Consider the following 24,862-nt stretch of genomic DNA (forward strand, 5'->3'; position numbering starts at 1 on the left):
TTTTAGTTTCTTTATTTAATTTGCAAAGTTTTTTTAGAGCCATCTTTATATTGAAATTCTACTTCTGTTTTTGAGACACGTCTTAAAGATGAAAAACCATCATAATTAGAAATAAATTCATTTAAGTTTTTTCTTCCTTTTTTACTCATCTTTTTACCTGGTGCATTAATACCAACATCAACAATAACCTCTGCTCCATTTAAAAAAGCATTTATATATGCTTTAACTGGCGGTCCACAGGTCATGGCTTCTGTAACCCAAATAGGTTTATTAATATTTACAGTCATTAGAAGAGAAGCAAATTCATCAACCCAAAATTCTTTATCACATTTTCCATCAGGAGTACTTATGTGATGAATATTAGCAATATCAAAATTGTCTTTTATTTTTGGTAAAGCATATTTCCAAAATTTTTCATTTTCTGGAAACATTCCAGCAGCACCCGCCATAACTATTATAGAGTCTTTTTGTTTGTCTTTAATAATTTTTGAAGAAAAATTAAAAATTTCTATAAACTCATCTTTCTTTCCTTTAAAGAACATCTTAAATTCTGGTTCATTCATTATCTCCCAATATATAATTGGCTTAGTTAATCCTTGCATATCATTATTACCATCTCCATCATAACGATCTACCAATGCTAAAAGAAAATTTTTATAATTATCCATTGAACAAGGTTTACTCAAATACTTTGAAAAATGTTTACCAAAAGGACTTCTTGTTTTTTTTCTTTTACAAGATTTTTGTTCCCAATTAGAGTATGGCCAAATAGTTGCTATGATTGTTTGATTATGTTCTTGAGCATAAACAACTTGTGCATCAGCTTCATCCCAGGAAAAAATTCCTTGCTTCCTTTCAATTTTATTCCATACAAAGGGTCCTGGATGTGGTCGTACCCATTGACCATCTTTTCCTCTCATTCTTTCATCGCGCATTTCTGTTAATTCACCAAATCTTGACTCGGCGTAAGAAAATTTTAATGAAAAAATTAAAAAAATTAAAATATTAAAAAAAATAATTTTATTTTTCATTTTGTAATGTTATTTTTTTATTTTGGATCACCTGGTCCGCCTGGACCACCTGGTCCACCTGGATCACCTGGTCCGCCTGGTCCGCCTGGTCCGCCTGGTCCACCTGGTCCGCCTGGTCCGCCAGGGGCACCTTCTCCACCCATTGCACCTTCAACTGCTCCACCAATATCTCCCATGGCTCCACCCATTGCACCGCCTGGATCACCCATGGCTCCACCTAAAGCTCCACCTGGATCTCCCATAGCTCCACCTGGATTACCCATACCACCCATAGCTTCACCCATTTCTGGTCCTGCAGGTCCTCCTGCCATAGCACCTGCCATGGCTCCACCCATTGCACCGCCCATACCTTCTTTCATAGCTCCACCCATGGCTTCACCCATGGCACCTTTACCCATTCCACCAACTCCCATTGCAGCTCCCATTGCATGAGAACCCATAGCTGAAGCTGCAGCTCCTTGAGCTGACATTGCTGCGCCCATTGCTGCACCTGCTAATCCTGATCCTGCCTCATTAGCTGCCATTGCTGCACCAGCAACTGATCCCATCGCTTTTCCAGGATCAATACCTGTTCCCATTGCAGCAGAAACTTGGCCTAAATTCATTCCACCTTTCATCATAGCTCCATCCATTCCTTTTGGATCTCCCATTAAATCTCCAAGTTTAGCTCCTTGTGGTCCTCCAGCTAAACCCATACTAGCTGCCATTTCTGGATTCATTTGAGCATTTAAATCCATTGCACCCATTCCAACCATTCCTCCACTCATTGCTGCTAATCCCATATCGCCACCTTCCATACCCATGGCTCCACTTAAACCTTTCATTCCATTTTCTCCCATTGCAGCCATTGTACCTTGATTAACTAAACCTACTTCCATCATGTCACCCATCATACCAGCACCCATAGTTCCTCCAGCAGCCATTTCTGCCATTCCTTGTATTGCTTGACTTCCTAATCCTGCAACATTAGTTGACATAACTGATGTAATATCCATTCCTGCCATTCCGGCTGCACCCATGCTAGCTACCATTCCTGGGGTTAAACCTGTTTGTGCTGCCATTTGAGCCATTCCTAATTTATTCATTGCACCTAAATCCATTCCAGTCATTCCTGACATAGTTTTTCCCATTTCTGCTGAGTTCATAGCTTCACCCATAACTCCAGCCATACCTGTCATACCTGCACCAGCTTCAACGCCAATTACTCCTGCTGCAGTCATACCCATTGCTGTCATACCTTCAGGTGGTGCCATTGCGCCTGGCAAACCTCCTGCTAAAGATGGTTTTGCCATAACCATTGCTCCCATCATCATTCCTGACTCGCTAATATTTTCTGGCATATCTAAAGCTTGTGGTCCTGCCTCCGCCATATTATTTGCAAAAGAGCCTTTCATCTCTGCTCCTTTTTGGAGTGCATTTTTTTCTTTAGGAGATTTTCCAGATATAGCCTGGCTAATCATTCCTACAGTTCCTGACATAGCACCAGTAATGCCTACCTCTGGATTTGCAAAAGCAGTCGATAATGATTTAGCCATACCTTCCATTCCCATATCAGCCATTGCTTTTCCTATTTCTTTCATTCCTTCAATGCCCTTCATGCCATCAGCCATATTTGCCATTCCTTGCATGCCAATATTGCCTTCCATGCTTTTCATCATATCTTTACCCATGCCTTTTGCACTCATCGTTGCAACTATAGCACCTGTCATAGTCTTACCCATTTGTCCCATAGCTTCTGGATTAGCCGCCAAAGTTTCAAGAGCTGCTGTTGCTGCTCCAACTGGTAAAGCTTCTAATGCTCCAGCCATCATTGCAGGCTTCATTCCCATTTCTGCAACATTCATGGATGCAAAATTTCCTGCATCAAAATTTTCCATGTCAAAATTAGCTGACCCAGTAACAGCTTCCATGTCAACCATTCCTGCGTTAGCAAGTCCTTCCATCGCAGCTCCCATTCCAATTCCTTGAGCATCAAGAGATCCCATCATACCTTTTGCATCAAACCCTGCTGCACCTAGCGCATTCATTTGCCCTGCCATTTTTTGCATAGCTACAACTTTTCCAGCTCCCATTTGTCCTGCTATACTTGATAAAGCTGCCATTTCTGCTGGAGAAAAATCTTTTGCAAAATCTATTCCTGTCATATCTAAAGCTGTTGGATCAGGAATAGCCCCTAAAGCCATATCAGTTACACCTTCAACTAGTGACATTGCTTGAACTGCAGAAGTAATATCTCCTTTAGCTAAACTTTCTGTTGCAAATGACATTGCACTTTCAGCTTGCGCTATTGAAACATCTAAAGCTTTACCGATATCACTTTTAGCCTCACCCAACGCTTCTGTAGCTCCTGCAATATTTTCAGCAACTTTTCCTGCATCAGAAGTTAATTGATCGGCTGCTGCTTGAGCCGAACTACCTGCTGCTTCAGAAATTCCTGACATAGAAGTAATATCATTTGCTTTCGCAACCATATTCAAAAATAGTAAGGATATAATTAAACTTTTTATAATAATTTTTCTAATCATCATTTAACTTCCTCAATTTTTTCTTGTGCTTTAATGGTTGCTGCTCTTTGAGCATTAACTTTTGCTGTTGCAATTTGTTTTTTTAAATTAGCTAGTACTGCTGCACGTTCAGCAATTTCAGGTGTTAATTCTTTTACTTTTTTTTTCTTCTTTTTTTTATTTTTTTTGTGAGCAGCATTAAGCATTTTACCTGTTGCCCAGAATTTTAAAATTGCTTCTGATGATTTGGCTTTTGGAGAAATATTTAAACTCATTCTCATTGCCTCTCTTCCTTTTTTTAAACCTTCTAAAGTTTCAACCTTTGCTTTTTTATCATTAAGCATTTCATTAAATAAGGCCTCGAAGTAAGCCATATCTCTAATCATATGATGTTGATATTTATTGAGACTTGATTTTCCTTTTACAAATCTAGCATATACTTTTTTTCCTGCAGCCCCTTGTTTTTGCTTGCTTGTTTTATTATTTTTATGAAACATTTTTTCTGGGTAATCTATTTTTTCATAGATAAATGCTTCTGGTCTTTCGTTTTCAGGCCAATCAGACATTGTTTCATATTTTTTGCAATAGATACAATCTTTCTCTTCTTTATCTTTTTTTTTTGCAGCTTCTAAATTTGATGAAGAAAAAATTATAAAAGTTAAAACAATTAAAATTTTTATTACTAATGATACAGTTTTAAATTTAACTGGGCCTGGCTAAGAAACCATTCATAAGAAAAATCCTACTACTTATTATCCTTTATAGACATAGTTAATTTTTGTTTAAATATGATATAAATGAAATTAATATTCAATTTTTACGTGTAGAAAATTAATTAATTTTTGATTATGGAAAAAATTAAAAAGGTCTTTGATTTTGTGAATAATTTAAATCCTTACAAAATGATTTTCCTGGCACTCCTCCACATAAAGCAACATTTTTTGCACCATGTACTTGAGATTTATCAGACAGTTGACTTATTATGTCGGAACACCCACTCCATAAATCATCACAACTATCTGCTTTGCCCACATTTGAGTATCGAATAACTGTATCAGGTATTTTTAATCCAGCATCGGTAGCTTCATCCATATGATGTCTATAAGGACCAAACTTAAATCTTGCACTTGATGCACCTACCATTGTATCACCAAAATAACTTGTTCTTAACTTGCCATCTATCCAAAAATGCAAAAAACCTTTTTTGGCCCATTTCACATTTATTAAAATATTAACCCACTTACCTTTTAGTGAAGAGAAATCAGGATCAAGGACTACAGTATAACTATCAAAATAATAATATTCTCCTCCAGTTTCATTTTTTTTAGAGCCATAATTTGGTGAATTGAAAGACCAAGTAAAATTATTTTTTACTATATTTAATGAGGCATCATGTGTCCGTTCACCTTTGCCATAAAGTTTTTTAAAATCAAACAAAGAAATAGTATGCTCATCTGTTCTTATGTCTTTTGGAACAAAGTAGCCTACTCTATACCACTTAGTTTTACCTTTTTTTGTAGTATGTTTGTAAGGTTCCATAATTTGAAATCTCTGAGCGTGACCTGGTTTACCCCATCTATTCCAATCATGTTTGTGTCCCTTGTTTGAATACTTTAAATTAAATTCAATTCCTTGCTCTGCAACACCCATATGATCTTCAAATTTATCAAAAAATTTGTAAAGACCATTTTTATTTGGAGCATTTCTGGTATTGAAAACCATTTTATTTTTTGACTGAGCTTTCAAAACATAACGTCCAAAATCTTCCTTCTCTTGTTTTTTCATATTTGTGTGCCATTTTCCAGCGTAAGAAAGTGATGGAAGCAAAAGAAGGGATAGAAGAGTGATTAAAATTTTTTTCAATTAACCTTTTATTACTGAATGAACAATTTTTTTCCAATTGTAGTTTCTATATAATGAACTAACTACTATTATTCTTCTATTATCCAAATCAATTAATATTTGCTGACCTGCAAATCCACTCAGTCCTAAAATTTTTCTTTTCTTATCAATTCCAAAAATATCGAAATGGATTTGACCACCATATGATTTTGTATAAAGACCGACATCAGTTGCTTTTTTTGTCTTATCTTTTTTTTGAACTCTATTTTCATAAATAGTTTTTAAATATTTTCCAGCACAAGTATCATTGTGCCAATCATCCATCATAGTTTTAGCAATTCTTAGGTAATCATATCTATTTGCATAAAAAGAATATCTTGCAGAAACAAAATCTTCATATTTTAAATATTTTCTAGATTTCTGAAATTGAACATTATTTTTAACTGCAACATGTTCATTAAATACTTTATGTAATAATTTGTCCCAATCCTCTCCAGCTTTGAATTTCACGTAATTCATAATCACATTAGTAGTCAGAGCACTATAATTATAAATTAATTTACTTTTTTCTGTACCTCTTAAATATTTATTCATTACCTTTACAAGACCAATGACATTTACATTTTCTTCTTTTTTTTCACCTTTGATCCTATTGTCAGAACCAACATTTCTTCTTTCACCAACCCATTTTTGATCTCCACCTTTCATATTTAAAAGATCAAGTAATATAGAGTCTTCGTAAAGTGTATTTTGAATTAAAGGCCAATCATTTAATTTTACATTTATGTTATCAATATAACCTTCACAAATGGCATGCCCTGTTACATAAGAAACTAAACTTTTCCCCATCGAATGTGATGGCAACATGCCATCAATGATTTTATCCCCTTGAACAGAATATGGTATGTCAGATTCATCAATTACTATTTGATCATTTTCAAACAGTAGGTAACTAATTATTCCAGTGTTTTTATTATTTTTAAATTCTTTTAAAACATTCTTATGTTGTCTTAAATTTGATTTAAACTTGTAGTGATTTTCTGATCCTTTAACTACCCAACCTTCATAATCTATAAGTGGATAATCCCAAGTATTTTTACTTTTATTTGCATGAGCTGATGTTGAAAGAATTAATATAAAAGTAACTAATAAGAATTTTTTCATTAAGCTTTAAACAGCTTATCAGAAAGATTTTGTAAATCTTCACCCCAGAACACATCTTTTTGGATACGTTTGAAATCTAAATCAAATACAGTGGACATTGCTGATGCATAAACTGACCTTGCATCAATCGTAGCGTTAAGATCTCTGCCTTGATATAATTCTTTTTTCTTTAAACCTGGCCAATCTGTATGAACTTGGCTTTTCTTTAATAAACCCCCTGCCATAAATATTGCGGTTCCATATCCATGCTCAGTTCCATTTCCACCATTTTGTTTTATGGTTCTTCCAAACTCAGTCACTGTTAAAATAATTGTATCTTTGTAAGCTTCCTGAAGATTATCCTTCAGATTATTAATAATTTCATCCATTTCAACTAAACATTTTGTATGAGTGCCATCCACTCCACCTTGTGCTGCGTGAGTATCAAAACCATTAACTTCAAACACTGCTACTCTTGGACCATCTGATTTTCTCAAATATGTAGCTGCTTGTCTTGCAAGATTTTTATTTTTTCTTTTTCCACGACGATAGGAACCGCCGCCCATCATTTGTTCATCTTTTCTTTTTTTAATGAAGTCCATCATCTCGTAAAGCTCATCTTCTGAGCTTTCGGCATAAACTGATCTTAAAAGATCCAAAGTGTCTTTCTGTGGAAGTTTTCCATCTGCTGGAAAATAGTTATTATTTTTTGGAATACCTCTTAATAGTAGCGGCATTGGTAATGATAGTGCTAATCCATCACCTTGTAGTTTCGCTAGCTTCATTGCTCTTCCAACCCATCCTGTTTTTTCTTGGTAGGCAATTCTTCCACCCGTTTCCATTAAATTTTGGCCTTCAAAATGTGATCTTTGCGTGTAGGGAATACTAGTTGCATGAACTATTGATCCTGTATTATCATTCCAACATTTATTAAATCCTATTAATCTTGGATGCAAAGCAAAATCAGAATTAAGTTTTATCGTATCTTCAATTAAGATATTTTTTCGTCTTTTTTCAAAATTTTTATCACCAATTATAGGTACCGCACAAAGACCGTCCATACCTCCACGTAACATAATTACCACTAAGTTCTTTTTCCTTGATGATGAAGCTAAAGCTGGAAGATTAAATCCTGCTAAAAATAAAGTTGTAGCTGAGCCTTTTAAAAAATCTCTTCTTGATATCTTCATGCTCTTAATACCTCTGGTAAATTAAATAAAATCATATGCTTTTCTTCATTACTTTTAGCTTTTGAAACTATCTTTAAAATTTTATCTGGGTTATCAAAATTTGTTCGAATGATTTTTTCATGAATACTATCATCTAGTTGGTCTTTAATTTTGTAGGTGTGGAAGGCTTTTTTAGCATACATTAATCTTCTTATTATCAATTCAGTAGACAACCAATCACTTGATAAATCTGAATATCCATTTGGTTGTTTGGATCTATATGGATGATACCCTATATCTTCTAACAACCGATCAGGTTCTCTCAACTCTTGACTAATTAAATAACCTAATTCAAACTTATCCATCTTCTTTTCTGGTATTGGATATGCGTATGTGGCACCTGACATATTAATTGTTTGTAGCCACCAATTTTCAGGGTTTTGAAATTTTTGATATTTATCATTATATTCAAACGCAACTTTAATAGCAGCCTTATGGACTTCAGGCAGATATCCATCTGATTTTTCCCATGCTTTAATAATTGGAGTAATCATTTCTTCTGTTGGTTTGTCAGTGATTAGATATCTGCAGAGTTTTGTTGCGATAAATTTTCTACATGAAGGATGATTTACTAAATCTTTGATAACAATCTTTAAACTTTTTTTTCCTGCTTTATACTCTTTACCAAAAACATATTTTTTTCCTGGCTCATGTCGCTTTGACATAAATCTAATATCTGTTCCTTGATCTTTTGATTTTGTCCACTTTGGTCTCCAGCCCGTCATTATGCATGCAAGTCCCATGACATCTTCTTGAGTATAACCAGCCTTTGGTGAAACCGTATGAAGTTCCATTAATTCTCTAGCATGATTTTCATTTATTGTTGCAGGTTCATTTTCTTTCTTACGCCAATCTTCTTTTCCACTTATAGATTTTGGTCCAATATTATCTTTATTATCTAGATGCATTATCATCGGCCATGCAATAGTTCCTTCGATAGCCATAGTTTCAAAAGTTTTGTCCATGTTAGCTCTTATGAATTCTCTTTGATAAGCTCCTGTTGAAAAGCTTGGTAACCTTTGAGTGTCACTTATTGTAAAATGATTGGTCCAAAAATACCAAAGTTTAGCAAGTACAGGGTTATCGCTTCTTACCGCTTCTGCATGTCTGATACAAATTTCGTTATTAGGCCAAAATTTTGCCCCACTATCATCTTCAAGTTTCTTTTCAGCTATTCTTAATCCTTCTGGATCATTTTTGTATTTTTTTTTAAAAGTTGTTTCTTCAGTAACTCTTTGTTTGATCCAATGTTTTCTCATTTCTTTTTCAGAAAAAATATATTTACCCTTCCAATTTAATTCAGGTATTGTTTCAACTTGTTTTTGAGCCCAAGATAGCGGATCAGATGGAGCTTTCTCTCCAGGTTTCAGACCAAAACCAACTTTTCTAAAAAAGCTTTTCATAACTATTTAACTATATTAATATTATTTATGTTTTCTAGTGATTTGTCAAATTCACTCATATTTTCTCTTAGAGCTAGATTAGAAATCGAATAAATCATTATCAATAATAAAACTAGTGGTAGTGAAGTGATAATAGAAGCATTACTTTTTATTAAAAGAATATAAAAAACTATAAATAATGCTGAACGAATTAGAACCGTTTTTCTAAAAACACTAATTATTGATAAAGAATGTTTTAGTAAATTAAAAAAACTCATCTTTGATGGTCCAAAATACCTATTTCCTCTAATTGAAGGTATTGATAATAAGTCTTTTTCTACTTTTTTTAATGATCCTGAAAAACTATTCCAAGTTGCTTTTTCATTAATCATTTTTTCAACTGTTGATTTTGACAAACAAGTAAAGTTGCCAAATTTAATAGATTGATTGGTAAAAACTAAAGTTAAAATTTTATGTGCCTGATAGCATGTTTTAAATATTAAACTTTCAGATCTTTTTACTCTTTCACCAGTTATACTTTTATCTTTTGTTTGCTCTGTGAGTTGTATAAAATTTTTTATTTCTTCAGGTCTGTCTTCACCATCTCCATCCATGGGTATTACATAATCAAATTCTTTTTTTTCAAAAATATATTTAAGTCCAGAAGCAATACATCTTGCATGACCTCTGTTTTCTTTCATATTTATAATTTCAATTGAATTAATATTTCCAGTATTTTGATACTTATCGATTATCTGTTGAGAAGATGCGTCGTTAATAATAATAACTGATATCTCAGCATTAAGACTTTTAGCTTCTGAGTTAATATCTTCAATTAACTTAGTTAAACTTTCTCTATCATTATAAATTGGGATTAGAATTATATACTTTTTCATATTTATCTTGAGCCAACACAAACATTATCAAGACACATATAGTCTTTCAATTGATCAAGTTTTTCTCTTGCAATAATTCCTTCCCAAACAGGTCTTGATTGAAGATGATATGATAAATTGCCAGCATTCCATTCGTTTCCATAAACTACGTTTATCTTAGTATTAAACTGCTGATCCCAAGCATACTGTGTTTTTAAGGCAATTCCTTTACCAGGATAATCAGTCCTTTTATCTTCTTTTGATAATGAGACATATGCATAAAATATTGGAGATAAAAAGAATAGAAAAATAAATCCAACCATGAATGGTTTTAGCTTTTTGAAGTTTATTTGAGCTTGAAATAAATAAACAAATAAAGTTCCAAAAAATAAATAAAACGGTGTCATCCACATTGTTCTAATTTTAGAACCAGTAACTACTGAAGTTAAAAACATTAATATGATGGGAAGAATATTAATAAATAATAAAAAAAGTAGCTTCTTATCTTTAAAATTAAATTTAAATTTTATTTTTTTTACTAACAACCAAACCAAAACTAAAAATGGAATTAGTAATCCGATTTGTTTTGTCAAAAAAATAAATGGAAATTTAATATGGTCAAATACACTAGATTGCTCTAATCCAGTTCTTGCAAGTCCATATGTTATTGTAATAAATTCATTGTTATTAAGCCAGATTAAATGAGGCACTAAAATTATCAAAAATACTTCTAGTGTTATTAAATATTTAAAATCAAATTTTCTATCTTTCTTTATAAAAATTAAATACATGAATAATAGATCTATTGAAGCTAGTAGATAAACAAATAGATATTTGGATAAAAAACCAAAGGCTGCAAACAATCCAACTAAAAAACAATCAGAAAATTTTACCTCTTTGCTATTATAAATTTTCCATGAATAATAAACTGTGGCTGACCAAAATGGGAGTTGGCAAACATTCACATTAAATTCAGGAGTTGTAAAATTATAGAAATAGATAGCTTCAATAAGTAAAACTGAAATTAAACCTAATAAATTATTGTTAAAAATTTCTTTAGAAAATTTAAATACGTAATAAAAAGAAATAAGTACAAAAATTTGACTAAGCAAATAATAAGCCCAATCTTGAGAGCCAAAAATTTGATAAAAAACTTCTGGAAAAAAGGCACTCATTGGTGGATGTTTGTTAAATCCCCAATCTAAATTACTTCCCCAAGCTAATGCTTCTATAGTATCCAGTGGTAAATTGTGATTAGTTATAGATGGAACCAAAGTCCAAAATATTAGATGCGATATAACGAAAATATAAAAAATATTATTTATATTTCTGTTGTTATTGGTCATTTATAAATATTTATAACAATTCAGCTTGCTTGACACCTCTAATTTGCTAAATATACTGCGAAAATTCAAATTTAAACAATGCCAAAGACTACTAAAACTATAAAAAAAGTTTCTAAGCCTAAATCAAAAGCTGTTAAACCAAAAACAAAAGTTGCGGCCAAACCTAAAGTTGCAGCTAAGGCTCCAATAAAAATTTCAAAAACTTACGTGCCAAAAGATACTGAAAAATATATGTGCGAAAAACATAAGGTGTTTTTCAGAATGAGATTAACAGAATGGAAAAAAGATTTAGTTAAAGCCAATAATGAGGCGCTTTACTTTGGAAGTATGGACGATAATAGTATTTCTGCTGATGTTGTGGATCAAGCAAGTTCATACACTGATAAAAATGTAGAGATGAAAGCTATTAATAGACAAATCAAGTTAATATCTGAAATTGATAAAGCTTTGGCTAGAATTAGAGAAGATATTTATGGTTACTGCTTAGATACCGCAGAACCAATCGGATTAAAAAGGTTAATAGCAAGACCTGTTGCAAAATACACTATTGCCGCACAAGAAAAGCATGAGAAAAATGAAAAAGTTCATGCAGATGATTAATTAACTTTAAATTAATCTAGCACCTTTATTTTATCACCTATTTTGATACTAGAAGAGGTAAGCACTTGACATCTTAGACCACCTCTTCTTAAAAACTCTTTTAAAATGTTATCCTGTCCAAGAACTTCTGTTAAATGCCTACATGGACGACACAAATCAATGCCTTCAACTTCTACATTTCCAACCAAAATTTTTTTACCCACTAAATCATTCAATTGAATTCCTTTAGTAACAACATTTCTTCTGAAATCTATATAGGGAATATTTAAACTATATTTAAAATTGTAATAATCAATATTTTCAGACTCGATTAAAGATAATTGATTATATGGGTCATTAAATTCTTTAAAATGTCTATCTCCTACAACACCTTGATTAGTCAGGACTTCAATTGAATTTACTTCATTTATTGGTTGATTATTTTTAATTGAAATTCCTAATTTATAAACTTCAGACATATTTAAATGAGGTTAATTTAAATCTTAAATGAAAACAAGCAAACAATGGGATTTAAAGGCTTGGAATTTTTGAACCATCTTTTAAAAGATCGTACCCTTTTATAACTGCATCACGGTTTGATATCTCAAGATACCATCTAGATAAATTTTTGTAATTCTTTAATCCAATATCATGCCACTCATGTCTCGCAAACCAAGGGAAAGTTGCAATATCAGCAATTGTATACTTTACTCCTGCAAGAAATTTTGACTCTTTCAATCTATTATCTAATTCTTGATATATTCTCTTTGCAATTTTAAAGTATCTCTCTTCACCAAATTCACTCTTGCCAGGATTGTAGTGATGAAATTGATGGTGTTGACCTATCATGGGTCCAATGGTTCCCATTTGAGCCATCAACCATTGATTAATTTTTAATCTATCTTGTTGATCATAAAGCTTTCCACTTTTTTCTCCTAGATACATTAGAATAGCTCCAGACTCGAAAATACTTTCATTGTTATCATGGTCGGTAATTACTGGAATTTTACTAAAAGGACTTAACTTTACAAACTCTGGTTTAAATTGCTCATCTTTACTTATGTCTATTTTTGTTACTTTATAATCGTAACCAATCTCTTCAAGCATAATAGAAATTTTTTTACCATTTGGGGTGTCAGCTGTAAAAAGTTCTATCACTCTTTAACACCAAGTCTATTTTTTATAGTTTTAGACGAAGTAGTAAATTCAAATCTATACTTTTCATCGGGTCGAGCTAATTTAAAACAAGCTCTAGCAGCTAATGCTCCTTCATGAAAACCTGACAAAATAAGTTTTAACTTTCCAGGGTAATTACATATATCTCCAACAGCATAAATACCTTTTTTGTTGGTTTCAAATTTTTCTGTATCAACTTCAATAGTTTTTTTATCAATATTAAGTCCCCAATTTGCAATAGGACCTAACTGCATTATCAATCCAAAAAAACCTAAAACATAATCAGTCTTAAAAGTTTTGATTTCACCATCATCATGTTTGATACCAATACTATCCAAACTTTTTTCACCACTAACATTTGCTAACTGATATTTTGTGTAAAGATTGATTGCGCCTGATTTTGCAAGCTCCTGTACTTTATCTACCGTTGATTGTGCACCTCTAAAATCATCTCTTCTGTGTATTAAATTTACTTTAGAAGTTTTTGATAACTCAACGGTCCAATCTAATGCACTATCTCCACCTCCAAAAATAGAGACTGTTTTTCCCTCAAATACCTTTTTATCTTTTACAGAATATAAAATTGATTGATTTTCATATTTTTCACACTCTTTTGGTGCAAATTTTCTTGGCTCAAAAGAGCCAACACCACCAGCAATAATTACGTTTGGTGTAATAAAAGTTTTTCCAGCGTTTGTTTTTACCAACCAGTTATTGTTTTCTTTTTTAACTTCATCCACTCTTTCATTTAAATGAATAGGTATATTAAAAGTTTTAATTTGGTTTATTAAATTATTTGTTAACTCTTCTCCCGTACATTCAGGAACTGCTGGAATATCATATATTGGTTTATCCGGATAAAGCTCAATACATTGCCCTCCAATTTTATCTAGGTTATCAACAATCTCACAGTTAAGACCAATTAATTTTAATTGATGAGCAGTAAAAAGCCCTGTTGGACCTGCTCCAATTATTAATGCATCTGTTTTATTCATCTAACCTTGTTTTGATGGAATGTTTACAACTAGACCATCTAATTCATCTGAAACAATTAGCTGACAACTTAATCTGCTATTTTGTTTTGGCTCAAAAGCCATATCCAACATATCTTCTTCACCATCTTCTTTAGCTGGAAGTTTATCTTTCCACTCTTCATTTACATATACATGACATGTTGCACACGCCATTCCACCTCCACAATCAGCATCAATTCCTGGAATATCATTTTGAACTGCACCCTCCATTACTGTTAATCCATTTTGAACATCGATTGTGTGTGTTTTGCTGTCGTGAGTATTATATGTAATTTTTGCCATGGGCTATATATAGGTTTTTATTTAGATAGAACAAGTGAGTAAAATCATACTTAGTCTATTTTCAGACATTTTGTAATTGAGGTATGTCTTTTCTTATAAAATAACTCGCATCTTCTTTCTGTTTAATCAATGCTGGAATTATTTCTTTGTATGCGTCTATCAGTCCATTATTTGGTTTAGGCAATTGATCTTTTATATGGTGGTGAAGTTTATCTAAGTTATATGATGGGACTGTTGGAAACATATGATGTGTCAAATGGAATTCCATTTTCCAATATAAAAAGCTTAATATTGGATTTAGATACATTTCTCTTGATGAAAATCTGTGATCTTTAACATTTCTTGCAAGTCCCGCATGTTGAGTAAATGCAACAAGTTTGTGTAAAGTTTTTCCATAAAATTGTGGTAATAAAAAATAAAGCATCGGTAGCCAAGATGACGCTAGTATTGACCATAAAATAATTAACAACCAAATTGCAACATAAATTCTTGAACTAAAAATTACTTTTACTTGTGCTTTTTCAGGAATACAGTCTTCCATTACTTTTGTTTTAACTCCAAATGCATGTTGAATAATTTCATATGAAATATGTTTTTTAAAAAATATTAAATCTAAAAACGGAATTATATTTATAATTAATCCTTTTGGAGTTTCTTTTAAATTGTTTCCATATTCAATTTCATGATCAAAAGGATTTTCAGTTGAATAAGTATTGCCATGATGAACAAAATGAGTGTATCTCCATCTGATTGGTTCAAAATTAGCCATATAAGATGAAATATAATAAAAAATTTCATTTAAAAATTTTGATTGAAAGGCAGTTTTATGACCCGTCTCATGCCACAATGGATTTGAAAATGAATAGATGTTTCCATACACTAAAAACCAAAACACCGACCACCAGGTTCCCCAAGTTAAATACGCCAAACTTCCAGTTAAAATTAATAAACCAAAAAAAAGAGAGATATGTTGTAAACCTTTTATGTCAGATTTTTTTGAAAGCTCTTTAAGAACTTCAATATCGACTTTACACTTGTGCCATTTGTCTAGATTAACTTCCATAGCTTAAATTATTGCAGGCAAAAAAAAGGGCAAGTACAAAATTGTACCTGCCCCTTAATTTAAACTTTTAAGTAAAACTACTTAGCTCTACCAGGTTGTTGCATTGCTGCTGCCCAAATGATTAGACCAAAAGCGATCTTGTTCAAAAAGTCAGCTGCGTTGTAAATCACGTTAAGTGAGTTAGCATCTACTCCACCTGTTAGGTAACCAAAAATGTAACCTAATGGGTAAATAGCCCAACCTACTGTAACGATCATTCTCATTGCACCAAAAGCAGTTACAAGTGCTTTGTTACCACTTTTCGCCGCTCTTTTACCTGCTTCACCTGAGAATACTTCATAAAGAATGTATACCCAACCAGCCATACCGATAATGAAACCAAGTGTAGCGTTGATATATCCTGCTTCTCCTAAGTATCCACCTACTAGCATTACCAATGTACCAAGCATCAATCTCCAGAAAATTCCTGAATCTGCTTTGTTTACTGCTGATAGAACAAAATAGAATTCTAACATTAGTAATGGAACTGTAATTAACCAGTCAATGTATCTGTAAACAGTTGGTGAATCACCAGTCATGATCCATACATCTCTCATGTACATGTAGTGTACGAATGCAATACCAGTTACTAGACCAGCAACCGTCATTGAAACTCTCCATGCAGCTGGAACCGAACTTCTTTCTAAGAAAAAGAATACAGTAGCAGCTAAACAAGCCATTGATACTAACCAAAATGAAATACCTACGAAATCATCTTGAGCTAACATAACGGTCTCAGCGTTTGCTACACCTGTAACACCCATTAGGGCAACAGCTGTAAGAGCAAACAATTTAAGTTTTTTCATAAAAAAACTCCCTCTTTAGTTAGTTTTTATTTGTTTAGTTTATATAAACTAAGTTCGAGTTTTCTCGAACAAAGATTTCGGTTAAATAGCAAATAAATTTAGATTTATGAAGAGTTAATTACTGTTAATTTACATTGATTTTACTTATTTTTTAAAATTAAATACTATTTGTGATTTAAAAACCAACAATAAATAAGAATTCGAATCAAAAATTATGTCAGAGAAATTTCAAAAAATTTACGAACAATCTATAAATAATCCTGAAAAATTTTGGCAAGAAGCATCTAATGATATTTTTTGGTTTAAAAAACCTAGTAAAATTTTAAATAAATCTAATCCTCCCTTTTATAAATGGTTTGAAGATGGTGTGACCAACACTTGTTACAATGCTTTAGACATCCATATTGATCAAGGTAGAGGAAAAAAAACTGCTCTTATCTATGATAGTCCAATTACAGGAAACAAAAGTCAATTCTCATACGAAGAACTAAGATCAAAAGTTTCAAAATTTGCAGGAGCACTAACTGCACAAGGAGTTACTAAAGGGGATCGAGTAATTATTTATATGCCAATGATTCCTGAAGCAGTTATTGCAATGCTAGCTTGTGCTAGGATTGGAGCAATACACTCAGTGGTCTTTGGTGGCTTTGCTTCAAACGAACTTGCAAGCAGAATAGATGACAGTAAAGCAAAATTATTAGTCACAGCTTCATGTGGTTTTGAGCCTGGAAGAACTGTTGAATACAAACCTTTGGTGGATGAAGCTGTTAAACTTGCTAATCATAAAATTAATAAAATGATTTTATTTCAAAGACCAGGTCATGAAGTAAAATTAAATGGTCCAATTGAAGTCAGTTGGGATGAAGTTATTTCAAATGTATCAAATGCTGATTGTATTGAAATGAATTCAAATGAACTTGCATATATTTTATATACATCAGGTACAACCGGAACCCCAAAAGGAATAGTCAGAGATATAGGTGGTCACATAGTTGCTCTAAAATGGACTATGAAAAATATCTATAATATTGATACCGATGATATTTGGTGGTCAGCAAGTGATATTGGTTGGATTGTAGGACACTCTTATATTGTTTATGCTCCATTATTTAAAGGTTGCACTACAGTATTATTTGAAGGTAAACCAGTTGGCACTCCTGATGCTGGAGCTTTTTGGAAAATTATATCTGACTATAAAGTTAAATCTCTTTTTACAGCTCCTACTGCTTTTAGAGCTATTAAAAAAGAAGACCCTGAAGGTAAGTTTTTTTCAAAGTATGATTTAAGTAATTTTGAGAGCTTATTTCTTGCAGGAGAAAGAGCAGATCCAGACACAATTAAATGGGCAGAAAATTTATTAAAAGTTCCTGTAATTGATCATTGGTGGCAAACCGAAACTAGTTGGGCAATTAGCTCTAATTGCACTGGAATTGAAATGATGGAAACCAAATATGGTTCAGCCTGTAAAGCAGTGCCTGGTTATGATGTTAAGATCATTAAACCCGATCAAACTTTAGCGAAACCAAATGAAATGGGTGATATCGTGGTTAAACTTCCACTACCTCCAGGAACTTTTCCAACGTTATGGAATGCAGATAAGAGATATAAAGAAAATTATATGTCAAATTATGAGGGTTATTACCAAACTTATGACGCAGGTCACATTGATGACGATGGTTATATTTGGATTATGTCTAGAACAGATGACATTATAAATGTTGCAGGTCATAGACTATCAACTGGTGCTATCGAAGAAGTTTTATCTGAACATCAATCAGTTGCTGAATGTGCAGTACTTGGAATTGCAGATAAATTAAAAGGACAACTTCCTATTGGGCTTGTTGTTTTAAAATCTGGAGTAGATAAAGATAATGACACAATTTCTAAAGAGTGTGTGCAAATGGTTAGAGATAAAATCGGACCTGTTGCAGCATTTAAAGTTGTAATTGTTATTAAAAGATTACCAAAAACAAGATCTGGTAAAATTTTAAGAGGAACTATTAGAAAAATTGCTGATGGTGTTGAATATAAAGTGCCTCCTACAATTGATGATCCTTCAATCCTTGACGAGATTAAGCAAGACCTAATTGATAACAAAATTCTAAATAATGATTAAAACATATTTTTTTTTATCCATTGCAATATTTTGTGAGGTAGCTGGAACAATGTTATTGCCAGTATCACAAAATTTTACAAAAGTTATACCAACAGTTTGTCTTGCAATATTTTATCTTGCTTCATTCTATTTAATGACTTTTGTTATGGATAAACTTCCAATAGCGATTGTGTACGCAACATGGAGTGGACTTGGTGTGTTTACAATAGCAATACTTGGGTACATATTTTTTAAACAAACACTAGCTTGGCAAGCCATTTGCGGATTGTTCCTTATTGTTATTGGAGTTGTTCTAGTTAATAGTTTTACAGTAAAGCTTAGCTAAATTTCAAAGGTGTTCCATCAGGATCACCTAGTATCTTACCATCTTGCATTTTAATTTTTCCAGCAATGATAGTTGAAGTTGGAGTTCCTTTAAATTTATATCCATTAAAAGGAGTCCAGCCACATTTACTCTCAATATTTTCATTTTTAATTTCAATTGTTTTATTCATATCGACAATTGTAAAATCAGCATCATAACCTTCTTTAATAAAACCTTTGTTTTGAATTCCAAAAATCTTAACTGGGTTTTCACATACTAAATTCATTAGTTGATTAAGAGAAAGCTTACCATCGTTAACATGATTAAGCATAACTGGCATTAAGGTTTGAACTCCAGGCATACCAGATGGTGAGTTAGGATAATTTTTTTCTTTATTCGCTTTTAAATGCGGAGCGTGATCTGAGCCTATTGTATCATTAAAATTATTTCTAACTCCATACCACAATCTATCATAATGAGATTTATCTCTTAAGGGAGGATTCATTTGAGCATAAGTTCCAAGTTTGTCATAACAATCTGGCGCATAAATTGTTAAATGCTGTGGAGTTATCTCAAAAGTAATATTGCCTTTATGTTGAGATAAAAAATCAATCTCTTCTTTTGTTGTTATGTGAAGAATATGTGCTTTTTTCTTATGTCTTTCTGCAATTCTAACAATTCGTCTTGTTGAGGATATTGCGCATTCTGCACTTCTCCAAACAGGATGGGAATGAACATCACCATCTTTGATTAATTTTTTATTAACATTTAAAATTGCTTCATCTTCAGAGTGAACCGCAACAACTTTTGAACTATTTTGAAAAACCTTATCAATATCATCTTCCTCCGCAACCAAAAGGTTTCCAGTTGAAGACCCTGCAAAAAGTTTAATTCCACAACAACCCTCTAAATCTTTTAAACTTGCTAAATCATTTGCATTGTCAGCAGTTGCACCAAAATAAAATGCATAATTGCAATACATTCTATTTTTTGCGAGGTCCAATTTTCTTTGAAATTCTTTCATATTAGAAGTTGGTGGATTAGTGTTAGGCATTTCAAATACACTGGTAATTCCTCCGGCAATTGCAGCTCTACTTCCAGAATGCAAATCTTCAGTATCAGTTGATCCTGGTTCTCTAAAATGCGTTTGAGTATCTATACATCCTGGTAAAACAGTTTGGCCTTGCGCATTAACTGTTTCCTTGGCATCATCTGAAATTTGACCAATTTGATGAATTTTACCATCTTTAATGGCAACATCTACATCTTTCAATTCACCATCAATATAACATTTTCCGTTTTTAATTATTAGATCTAACATTTATGAAAAAAGTAATTATATTAAAATCATCAATCAATCAAATATGAATATTAAAAACGTATATATTTTGGATGACAGAGCCATTCTGTACTTAAACGGCGAGGATACAAAAGAGTTTCTTCAAAATCTAATTAGTAATGACATTAATAAAGTAAATCAAAATAATAGCTGCTTTTCTTCTTTGTTGTCTCCTCAAGGTAAATTCTTATATGAGTTTATAATAATTAAACACAAGTCTGGTTACATAATTGATTGTGAAAAATCTCAAGTAGATGGATTATATAAGCAATTAAGTATTTATAAACTAAGATCAAAAGTTGAAATTCTAAATCTTAGTAATGAATTTGTGGTTGCTGCTTTTTCTCATGAAAAATTCCTAACTTTTGAAGAAGCAAAAGATATTTCTGGGTTTACTTTAAAATATAGAGAAGATCCTATTTTTTTAGATCCAAGAAATAAACACTTAGGAGCAAGATTAATTATTAATTTAGAAAAACTTTATTTATCTCTAAAGAAATTAGACTTGCATGATGCAAATATGAATGAATATTACTCATTTAGTCATAAACTTGGAATAGTTCCAAAGGATTTAAACAAATTACAAAATAAATTATTTGGAATTGAATGTAATTATGAAGAATTAAATGGAATTGATTTTAAAAAAGGTTGCTATGTTGGGCAAGAAAATACAGCTAGAATTAAATTAAAAAATAAGCTTTCAAAAAGATTATTGCCAATAAATGTTGTTGAAGGTGAGTTAGATGAAGGTGAAAGTATTTATTATAATGATAATGAAATTGGCAAAGTATTAATAGATAAACAATATCCATTTGCTTTAATTAAATACTTAAATGAAAATTTTAATGAAAAAGCTAATTTTAATACAAAAAACGCTATAATTAAGATTGAAAAACCAAATTGGATAAAATCTTAAATAATTATTTCACTCCAAAAATATTTTTTATAATATTAAGAGACTCGGTAGCAGCCTTATCGTTATATTTTATAGTGCTTTTAATATCACAACATTCTGCGTAATAATTTTTTCTATAATTTTCATCTTTTAAAGAAAAATATGACCATCCATTAGGTTCAGTTGTATCAAAAACACCCTCCCCTATATCATACCTTGGATATGATGAGTCTAGCTTACTTAAAACAAACTCTTTTTTCATCTCACTAAAAGATTTCATTGTTATTGGGCTTTTTAATTCTTTCCAATCAAATCGATGAGTGGCTTCTGGAAAAACCTTGAGCACTACATTTCCATTATTTTCTTTAATTTTTTTAACATAGTCCTCACAAAACTCATAAGGTGTTAATCTATCTTTTTCACCAACTAAAATATAAAGAGGTGCTTTGGTTGTCTGAATGTTTTTGTGTAAATAACATAATGGGTAATAAGCGATGTGCGTCATAAACCTATTTTTTGGTTTAATAATATCTATAAAAAAATTTTGATGAGTATTTATTACTGCCATTGCACCATAGCTAAATCCCATTACTGCTATCTTATTTTTATCAATTCTTCGGTCTTTGACTATATTATCAAGCGCAGCATACGCATCTATAGTCGCAGCCTCTTCAGATACCTCATAGTGCCATTGGTTTTCAATTCCTCTGGATTTGAATGTTTGAATATCAAGAATAGCTATACCTAGATTATTAAAGTATTCAAAATGATGACTGGGTACAAAACCCATGGATGGATGCAAGGTAATAATCAAAGGAATTTTTTTTTTATTTGTTTGTGGAATATATAAATCACCATAAACTTTTTGTTTTTTTAACTTCTTTAAACCCCCAAGCATTTCTTTAGCAGTTTTGGGTGAAAAACTATCAAATTTTACAATTTCACTACTACAAATAAATTTACTATCTTTGAATTTATCCACTTTTATTATTTTAAGCTGAACCTCTTCTTTTTCATAGTCCCCATACGGAGAAGAGGATTTTACTGATCTTTTTGTAATATCAAAATTTTCAATTTTATCTTTATCAAATTTAATATTTATCTTTGCATTTTTTAAATCTTCCCAAAGTTTTACTGTACCAGATACCGAAAATTTTTTTCCATTTTTTGATAATTTATATTTAAAATTTTTTCTATAATTCCCCTTAATTCCTTTATGGCAAGGTATGTATAAATGTTCCAATTTACCTTCATTAAATTTAACTGTATCAGCAATTAGATATTCAGATTTATCTTTGTCTTTGTACGTCCATAAAAATTTGTAAAAACCGTTTGGTAAAAAATGTTTTTCATTTGCTTGGGAATTGCCAAAAATGAAAAATATCAAAGATATTGTAATAAAAATATTCCTCATGTTCTAATGCAACTTATGCTATTTCTAAATTTTTATCAAAAATTTGATCAGATTTACAATTTGGTGCGGTCGGAGAGACTCGAACTCTCATGGACTAGGTCCACACGGCCCTCAACCGTGCCTGTCTACCAATTTCAGCACGACCGCAATATGTCTCATAATAAATGAATGACAAGCAACTTTCAAATTGGTAAAAAACATCATGGAATTTACTCAAGAAGTGCAAAAAGCAACTGATCCAATTTACCAAAAGATTTCAAAAGTTATGCCTGAAATCGAATGGTCAGTGCATGCTCCATATATCCACAAAATTAACAAACTTAAAAAAGAAAAGAATGCAGTAATTCTTGCACACAACTATCAAACACCAGAAATCTATCATGGTGTAGCTGATTTTGCTGCAGACTCACTTGCTCTAGCAATTGAAGCATCAAAAACTTCTGCAAATATAATTTTAATGGCAGGAGTTCATTTTATGGCTGAAACAGCAAAGCTAATGAGTCCTGAAAAAAAAGTTATATTACCAGACCTGGATGCTGGCTGTTCATTATCATCATCAATTACCGGTAAAGATGTAAGATTATTGAAAGAAAAATATCCAGGAGTTCCTGTGGTTTCTTACGTTAATACATCTGCAGAAGTAAAAGCGGAAACAGATGTTTGCTGTACTTCAGCGAATGCAGTTAAAATTGTAAAATCATTAGGGGTAAAGAAAGTAATATTTTTACCAGATGATTATCTTGCAAAATATGTTGCTTCACAGACAGATGTTGAAATCATTTCATGGAAAGGCATTTGCATTGTCCATGATCAGTTCAATGAAAAAGAAATACACGATATTAGAGAAAAAAACCCGGGAATTAAAATTATAGCCCATCCTGAATGTCCACCTGAAGTTATTAATGCTAGTGATTTTGCAGGGTCAACTTCTGGTATGATTAAATATGTTCAGGATAACCAACCTAAAAAAGTAATGATGGTTACGGAATGTTCTATGAGTGATAATATTCAGGTAGAAAATCCAAATGTAGATTTTATAAAGCCATGTAACATGTGTCCTTACATGAAAAAAATTACACTTCCTAAAATATTAGATTGCTTAGAAAATGAAACAGGCGAAATAATTATGGACAAAGATACAATTGATAAAGCTAGAATATCAGTTGAAAAAATGGCAGCTATCGGCAGATAATTAAGTGTCAAAAATAAAACTTAGCAAAGATTTTATTCGTAATACAGTTAAGAGAGCTTTAAATGAAGATCTCTACCCTTCTGGAGACATCACATCAAGTTTAGTAAAAAATAATAAAGTTATTAAAGTTAAACTTCTTTCAAATCAAAATGCAGTTATTGGTGGTTTGCTGTTTGCAAAACAAGCTTTTGATTTAGTTGATAATAAGATTAAATTTAGCATTAAAAAAAAAGATGGATCTGTTGTTAAGAAAGGTTCTTTGATTGCAACTATTGAAGGGAATGCTAAAAATATTTTAATTGCTGAGAGAGTTGCTTTAAATTTTTTATCTCATATTTCAGGTATTGCTACAAAAACAAATCAATTTGTAAAACTCGCTGGTAAAAAATGCAAAATTTGTTGTACACGTAAAACAATTCCAAACATTAGAGTTATTCAAAAATATGCTGTAAAATTAGGAGGTGGTACTAACCACAGATTTAATCTTAGTGATGAATTTTTAATTAAAGACAATCATATTGCATCATCAAATATTAAAGATTTAGTTTCGCTAGCTATTAACAACAAAAAAGGAAGAAAAATTACTGTCGAAGTTGATAATTTAAAACAATTAAAAACTATTATGGGTCTTAAATTCAATACTGTTCTGTTTGACAATATGAATGTTAAAAATTTAAGGATAGGTGTTAAGATCGCTAAAAAATATTACGAAACTGAAGCCTCAGGCAATATCAATCTAAAAACAGTCAAACGCATTGCTAAAACAGGAGTGGATAGAATTTCTGTTGGAAGCATAACTCATAGTTCTACTGCTATTGATTTAAAATTAGAAATCTAAGATACAAATTTTGACAAATCAGGTTTAAAGTAATTTGGACCCTTCATTACTTTTCCAGACTCATTATAAATAGGCTCACCATTTTCACCTAGTTTACTCATATTAGAGTTTTGAACCTCATTAAAACATTTATCTAAATCAATACCAAAGGCATGTCCTGCTCCATAAGTTACATACAGTATATCTGTTAGTGCATCAGCTACTTCTAGCAGATCATTATTATCCATTGCTTCTTTAAGCTCATCAAGCTCCTCCTTAATTAAATCAATCCTTAATTTGTTGATTTTATCACTACTAAATGAGGGCTTAGTTTTGACCTCTTGGCCAAAAGTTTTCATAAAAGTTCCAACTTTATTAAAATTCGACATTTTGCTCCTGTAAGTTTTTTAAAATTATTGTATGTTAATAATTATTTATTACTTACAAATTAATC

The 24,862-nt window shown here is 31.7% G+C and carries 24 protein-coding genes and 1 tRNA gene; 6 read left to right on the forward strand and 19 right to left on the reverse strand.

Annotation, left to right across the window (positions count from 1 at the left end; translation table 11 throughout):
* Positions 1 to 11: 11 nt before the first annotated feature.
* From ACIJYG_RS05135 to ACIJYG_RS05175, 9 genes are all read right to left on the reverse strand, one after another.
* Positions 12 to 1,031 (reverse strand): hypothetical protein, encoded by a 1,020-nt coding sequence (locus ACIJYG_RS05135; protein WP_435095880.1) that lies wholly within the window; start codon positions 1,029 to 1,031, stop codon positions 12 to 14.
* A gap of 17 nt (positions 1,032 to 1,048) precedes the next feature.
* Complete coding sequence (locus ACIJYG_RS05140) at positions 1,049 to 3,559, reverse strand: hypothetical protein (RefSeq protein ID WP_435095882.1); 2,511 nt, start codon at positions 3,557 to 3,559, stop codon at positions 1,049 to 1,051.
* On the reverse strand, positions 3,556 to 4,101 hold the full coding sequence (locus ACIJYG_RS05145) for a hypothetical protein (RefSeq protein WP_435095884.1): 546 nt from the start codon (positions 4,099 to 4,101) through the stop codon (positions 3,556 to 3,558). Before ACIJYG_RS05145 ends, ACIJYG_RS05140 begins: the two co-directional genes overlap by 4 nt.
* A 292-nt stretch (positions 4,102 to 4,393) precedes the next feature.
* The gene (locus tag ACIJYG_RS05150) at positions 4,394 to 5,398 is read right to left on the reverse strand and encodes a heparin lyase I family protein (RefSeq protein ID WP_435095887.1); all 1,005 of its coding nucleotides are present in this window, start codon (positions 5,396 to 5,398) and stop codon (positions 4,394 to 4,396) included.
* Positions 5,399 to 6,541 (reverse strand): hypothetical protein, encoded by a 1,143-nt coding sequence (locus ACIJYG_RS05155; RefSeq protein ID WP_435095890.1) that lies wholly within the window; start codon positions 6,539 to 6,541, stop codon positions 5,399 to 5,401.
* Positions 6,541 to 7,710: a DUF1501 domain-containing protein gene (locus ACIJYG_RS05160; RefSeq protein ID WP_435095893.1), complete on the reverse strand. Its 1,170-nt coding sequence runs from the start codon at positions 7,708 to 7,710 to the stop codon at positions 6,541 to 6,543. Before ACIJYG_RS05160 ends, ACIJYG_RS05155 begins: the two co-directional genes overlap by 1 nt.
* Positions 7,707 to 9,152, reverse strand: coding sequence for a DUF1800 family protein (locus tag ACIJYG_RS05165; RefSeq protein WP_435095896.1), 1,446 nt, complete (start codon positions 9,150 to 9,152; stop codon positions 7,707 to 7,709). The genes ACIJYG_RS05160 and ACIJYG_RS05165 overlap by 4 nt, the downstream gene beginning before the upstream one ends.
* Positions 9,153 to 9,154: 2 nt before the next feature.
* Positions 9,155 to 10,027 carry a glycosyltransferase family 2 protein gene (locus ACIJYG_RS05170; protein WP_435095899.1) on the reverse strand — a complete coding sequence of 291 codons (873 nt, stop codon included), beginning with the start codon at positions 10,025 to 10,027 and terminating at the stop codon, positions 9,155 to 9,157.
* A 2-nt stretch (positions 10,028 to 10,029) separates the two neighbouring features.
* Entirely contained in the window at positions 10,030 to 11,352 is a 1,323-nt protein-coding gene (locus tag ACIJYG_RS05175) for a glycosyltransferase family 39 protein (RefSeq protein ID WP_435095902.1), read from the reverse strand.
* 78 nt (positions 11,353 to 11,430) lie between these two features.
* On the opposite strand from ACIJYG_RS05175, the gene ACIJYG_RS05180 reads away from it, so the two are divergent.
* Entirely contained in the window at positions 11,431 to 11,952 is a 522-nt protein-coding gene (locus ACIJYG_RS05180) for a TraR/DksA family transcriptional regulator (protein WP_435087781.1), read from the forward strand.
* An 11-nt stretch (positions 11,953 to 11,963) separates the two neighbouring features.
* Here ACIJYG_RS05180 and ACIJYG_RS05185 read toward each other — a convergent pair whose 3' ends face one another.
* The 6 genes from ACIJYG_RS05185 to ACIJYG_RS05210 all read right to left on the reverse strand — a co-directional run bounded on the left by ACIJYG_RS05185 (position 11,964) and on the right by ACIJYG_RS05210 (position 16,331).
* Positions 11,964 to 12,410 (reverse strand): MOSC domain-containing protein, encoded by a 447-nt coding sequence (locus ACIJYG_RS05185; protein WP_435087783.1) that lies wholly within the window; start codon positions 12,408 to 12,410, stop codon positions 11,964 to 11,966.
* 52 nt (positions 12,411 to 12,462) lie between these two features.
* Entirely contained in the window at positions 12,463 to 13,089 is a 627-nt protein-coding gene (locus ACIJYG_RS05190; protein WP_435095905.1) for a glutathione S-transferase family protein, read from the reverse strand.
* A complete protein-coding gene (locus tag ACIJYG_RS05195) occupies positions 13,086 to 14,102 on the reverse strand; it encodes an NAD(P)/FAD-dependent oxidoreductase (RefSeq protein ID WP_435095908.1) in 1,017 nt (338 codons plus the stop codon). The genes ACIJYG_RS05190 and ACIJYG_RS05195 overlap by 4 nt, the downstream gene beginning before the upstream one ends.
* Entirely contained in the window at positions 14,103 to 14,423 is a 321-nt protein-coding gene (locus tag ACIJYG_RS05200; RefSeq protein ID WP_435087789.1) for a 2Fe-2S iron-sulfur cluster-binding protein, read from the reverse strand. It lies immediately after the preceding gene.
* 61 nt (positions 14,424 to 14,484) lie between these two features.
* Complete coding sequence (locus ACIJYG_RS05205) at positions 14,485 to 15,486, reverse strand: fatty acid desaturase (protein ID WP_435095911.1); 1,002 nt, start codon at positions 15,484 to 15,486, stop codon at positions 14,485 to 14,487.
* A gap of 77 nt (positions 15,487 to 15,563) precedes the next feature.
* On the reverse strand, positions 15,564 to 16,331 hold the full coding sequence (locus ACIJYG_RS05210) for a bacteriorhodopsin-like (RefSeq protein WP_435095914.1): 768 nt from the start codon (positions 16,329 to 16,331) through the stop codon (positions 15,564 to 15,566).
* 214 nt (positions 16,332 to 16,545) lie between these two features.
* Here ACIJYG_RS05210 and ACIJYG_RS05215 point away from each other — a divergent pair, with 214 nt between their 5' ends.
* Both ACIJYG_RS05215 and ACIJYG_RS05220 read left to right on the forward strand, forming a co-directional pair.
* Positions 16,546 to 18,447, forward strand: a complete 1,902-nt coding sequence (locus tag ACIJYG_RS05215; RefSeq protein ID WP_435095917.1) for a propionyl-CoA synthetase — start codon at positions 16,546 to 16,548, stop codon at positions 18,445 to 18,447.
* Complete coding sequence (locus ACIJYG_RS05220; protein ID WP_435087795.1) at positions 18,440 to 18,772, forward strand: DMT family transporter; 333 nt, start codon at positions 18,440 to 18,442, stop codon at positions 18,770 to 18,772. The genes ACIJYG_RS05215 and ACIJYG_RS05220 overlap by 8 nt, the downstream gene beginning before the upstream one ends.
* On the opposite strand, the gene ACIJYG_RS05225 is transcribed toward ACIJYG_RS05220, so the two are convergent.
* Entirely contained in the window at positions 18,765 to 20,072 is a 1,308-nt protein-coding gene (locus ACIJYG_RS05225) for a dihydroorotase (RefSeq protein WP_435095920.1), read from the reverse strand. The genes ACIJYG_RS05220 and ACIJYG_RS05225 overlap by 8 nt on opposite strands.
* A gap of 43 nt (positions 20,073 to 20,115) precedes the next feature.
* On the opposite strand from ACIJYG_RS05225, the gene ACIJYG_RS05230 reads away from it, so the two are divergent.
* Complete coding sequence (locus tag ACIJYG_RS05230) at positions 20,116 to 21,006, forward strand: YgfZ/GcvT domain-containing protein (protein WP_435095923.1); 891 nt, start codon at positions 20,116 to 20,118, stop codon at positions 21,004 to 21,006.
* A gap of 4 nt (positions 21,007 to 21,010) precedes the next feature.
* On the opposite strand, the gene ACIJYG_RS05235 is transcribed toward ACIJYG_RS05230, so the two are convergent.
* Both ACIJYG_RS05235 and ACIJYG_RS05240 read right to left on the reverse strand, forming a co-directional pair.
* Complete coding sequence (locus ACIJYG_RS05235) at positions 21,011 to 22,399, reverse strand: dienelactone hydrolase family protein (RefSeq protein ID WP_435095926.1); 1,389 nt, start codon at positions 22,397 to 22,399, stop codon at positions 21,011 to 21,013.
* A gap of 61 nt (positions 22,400 to 22,460) precedes the next feature.
* Positions 22,461 to 22,546 (reverse strand) — tRNA-Leu (locus ACIJYG_RS05240).
* Between the two features lie 55 nt (positions 22,547 to 22,601).
* Here ACIJYG_RS05240 and nadA point away from each other — a divergent pair.
* A complete protein-coding gene (gene nadA / locus ACIJYG_RS05245) occupies positions 22,602 to 23,591 on the forward strand; it encodes a quinolinate synthase NadA (RefSeq protein WP_435095929.1) in 990 nt (329 codons plus the stop codon).
* A gap of 4 nt (positions 23,592 to 23,595) precedes the next feature.
* Complete coding sequence (nadC, locus tag ACIJYG_RS05250; RefSeq protein WP_435095932.1) at positions 23,596 to 24,429, forward strand: carboxylating nicotinate-nucleotide diphosphorylase; 834 nt, start codon at positions 23,596 to 23,598, stop codon at positions 24,427 to 24,429.
* Here nadC and ACIJYG_RS05255 read toward each other — a convergent pair.
* Complete coding sequence (locus tag ACIJYG_RS05255) at positions 24,426 to 24,797, reverse strand: phosphoribosyl-ATP diphosphatase (RefSeq protein ID WP_435095935.1); 372 nt, start codon at positions 24,795 to 24,797, stop codon at positions 24,426 to 24,428. The genes nadC and ACIJYG_RS05255 overlap by 4 nt on opposite strands.
* Positions 24,798 to 24,862: the final 65 nt, after the last annotated feature.

The organism is Candidatus Pelagibacter bacterium nBUS_27 (assembly GCF_051200985.1).
GTDB lineage: Bacteria > Pseudomonadota > Alphaproteobacteria > Pelagibacterales > Pelagibacteraceae > Pelagibacter.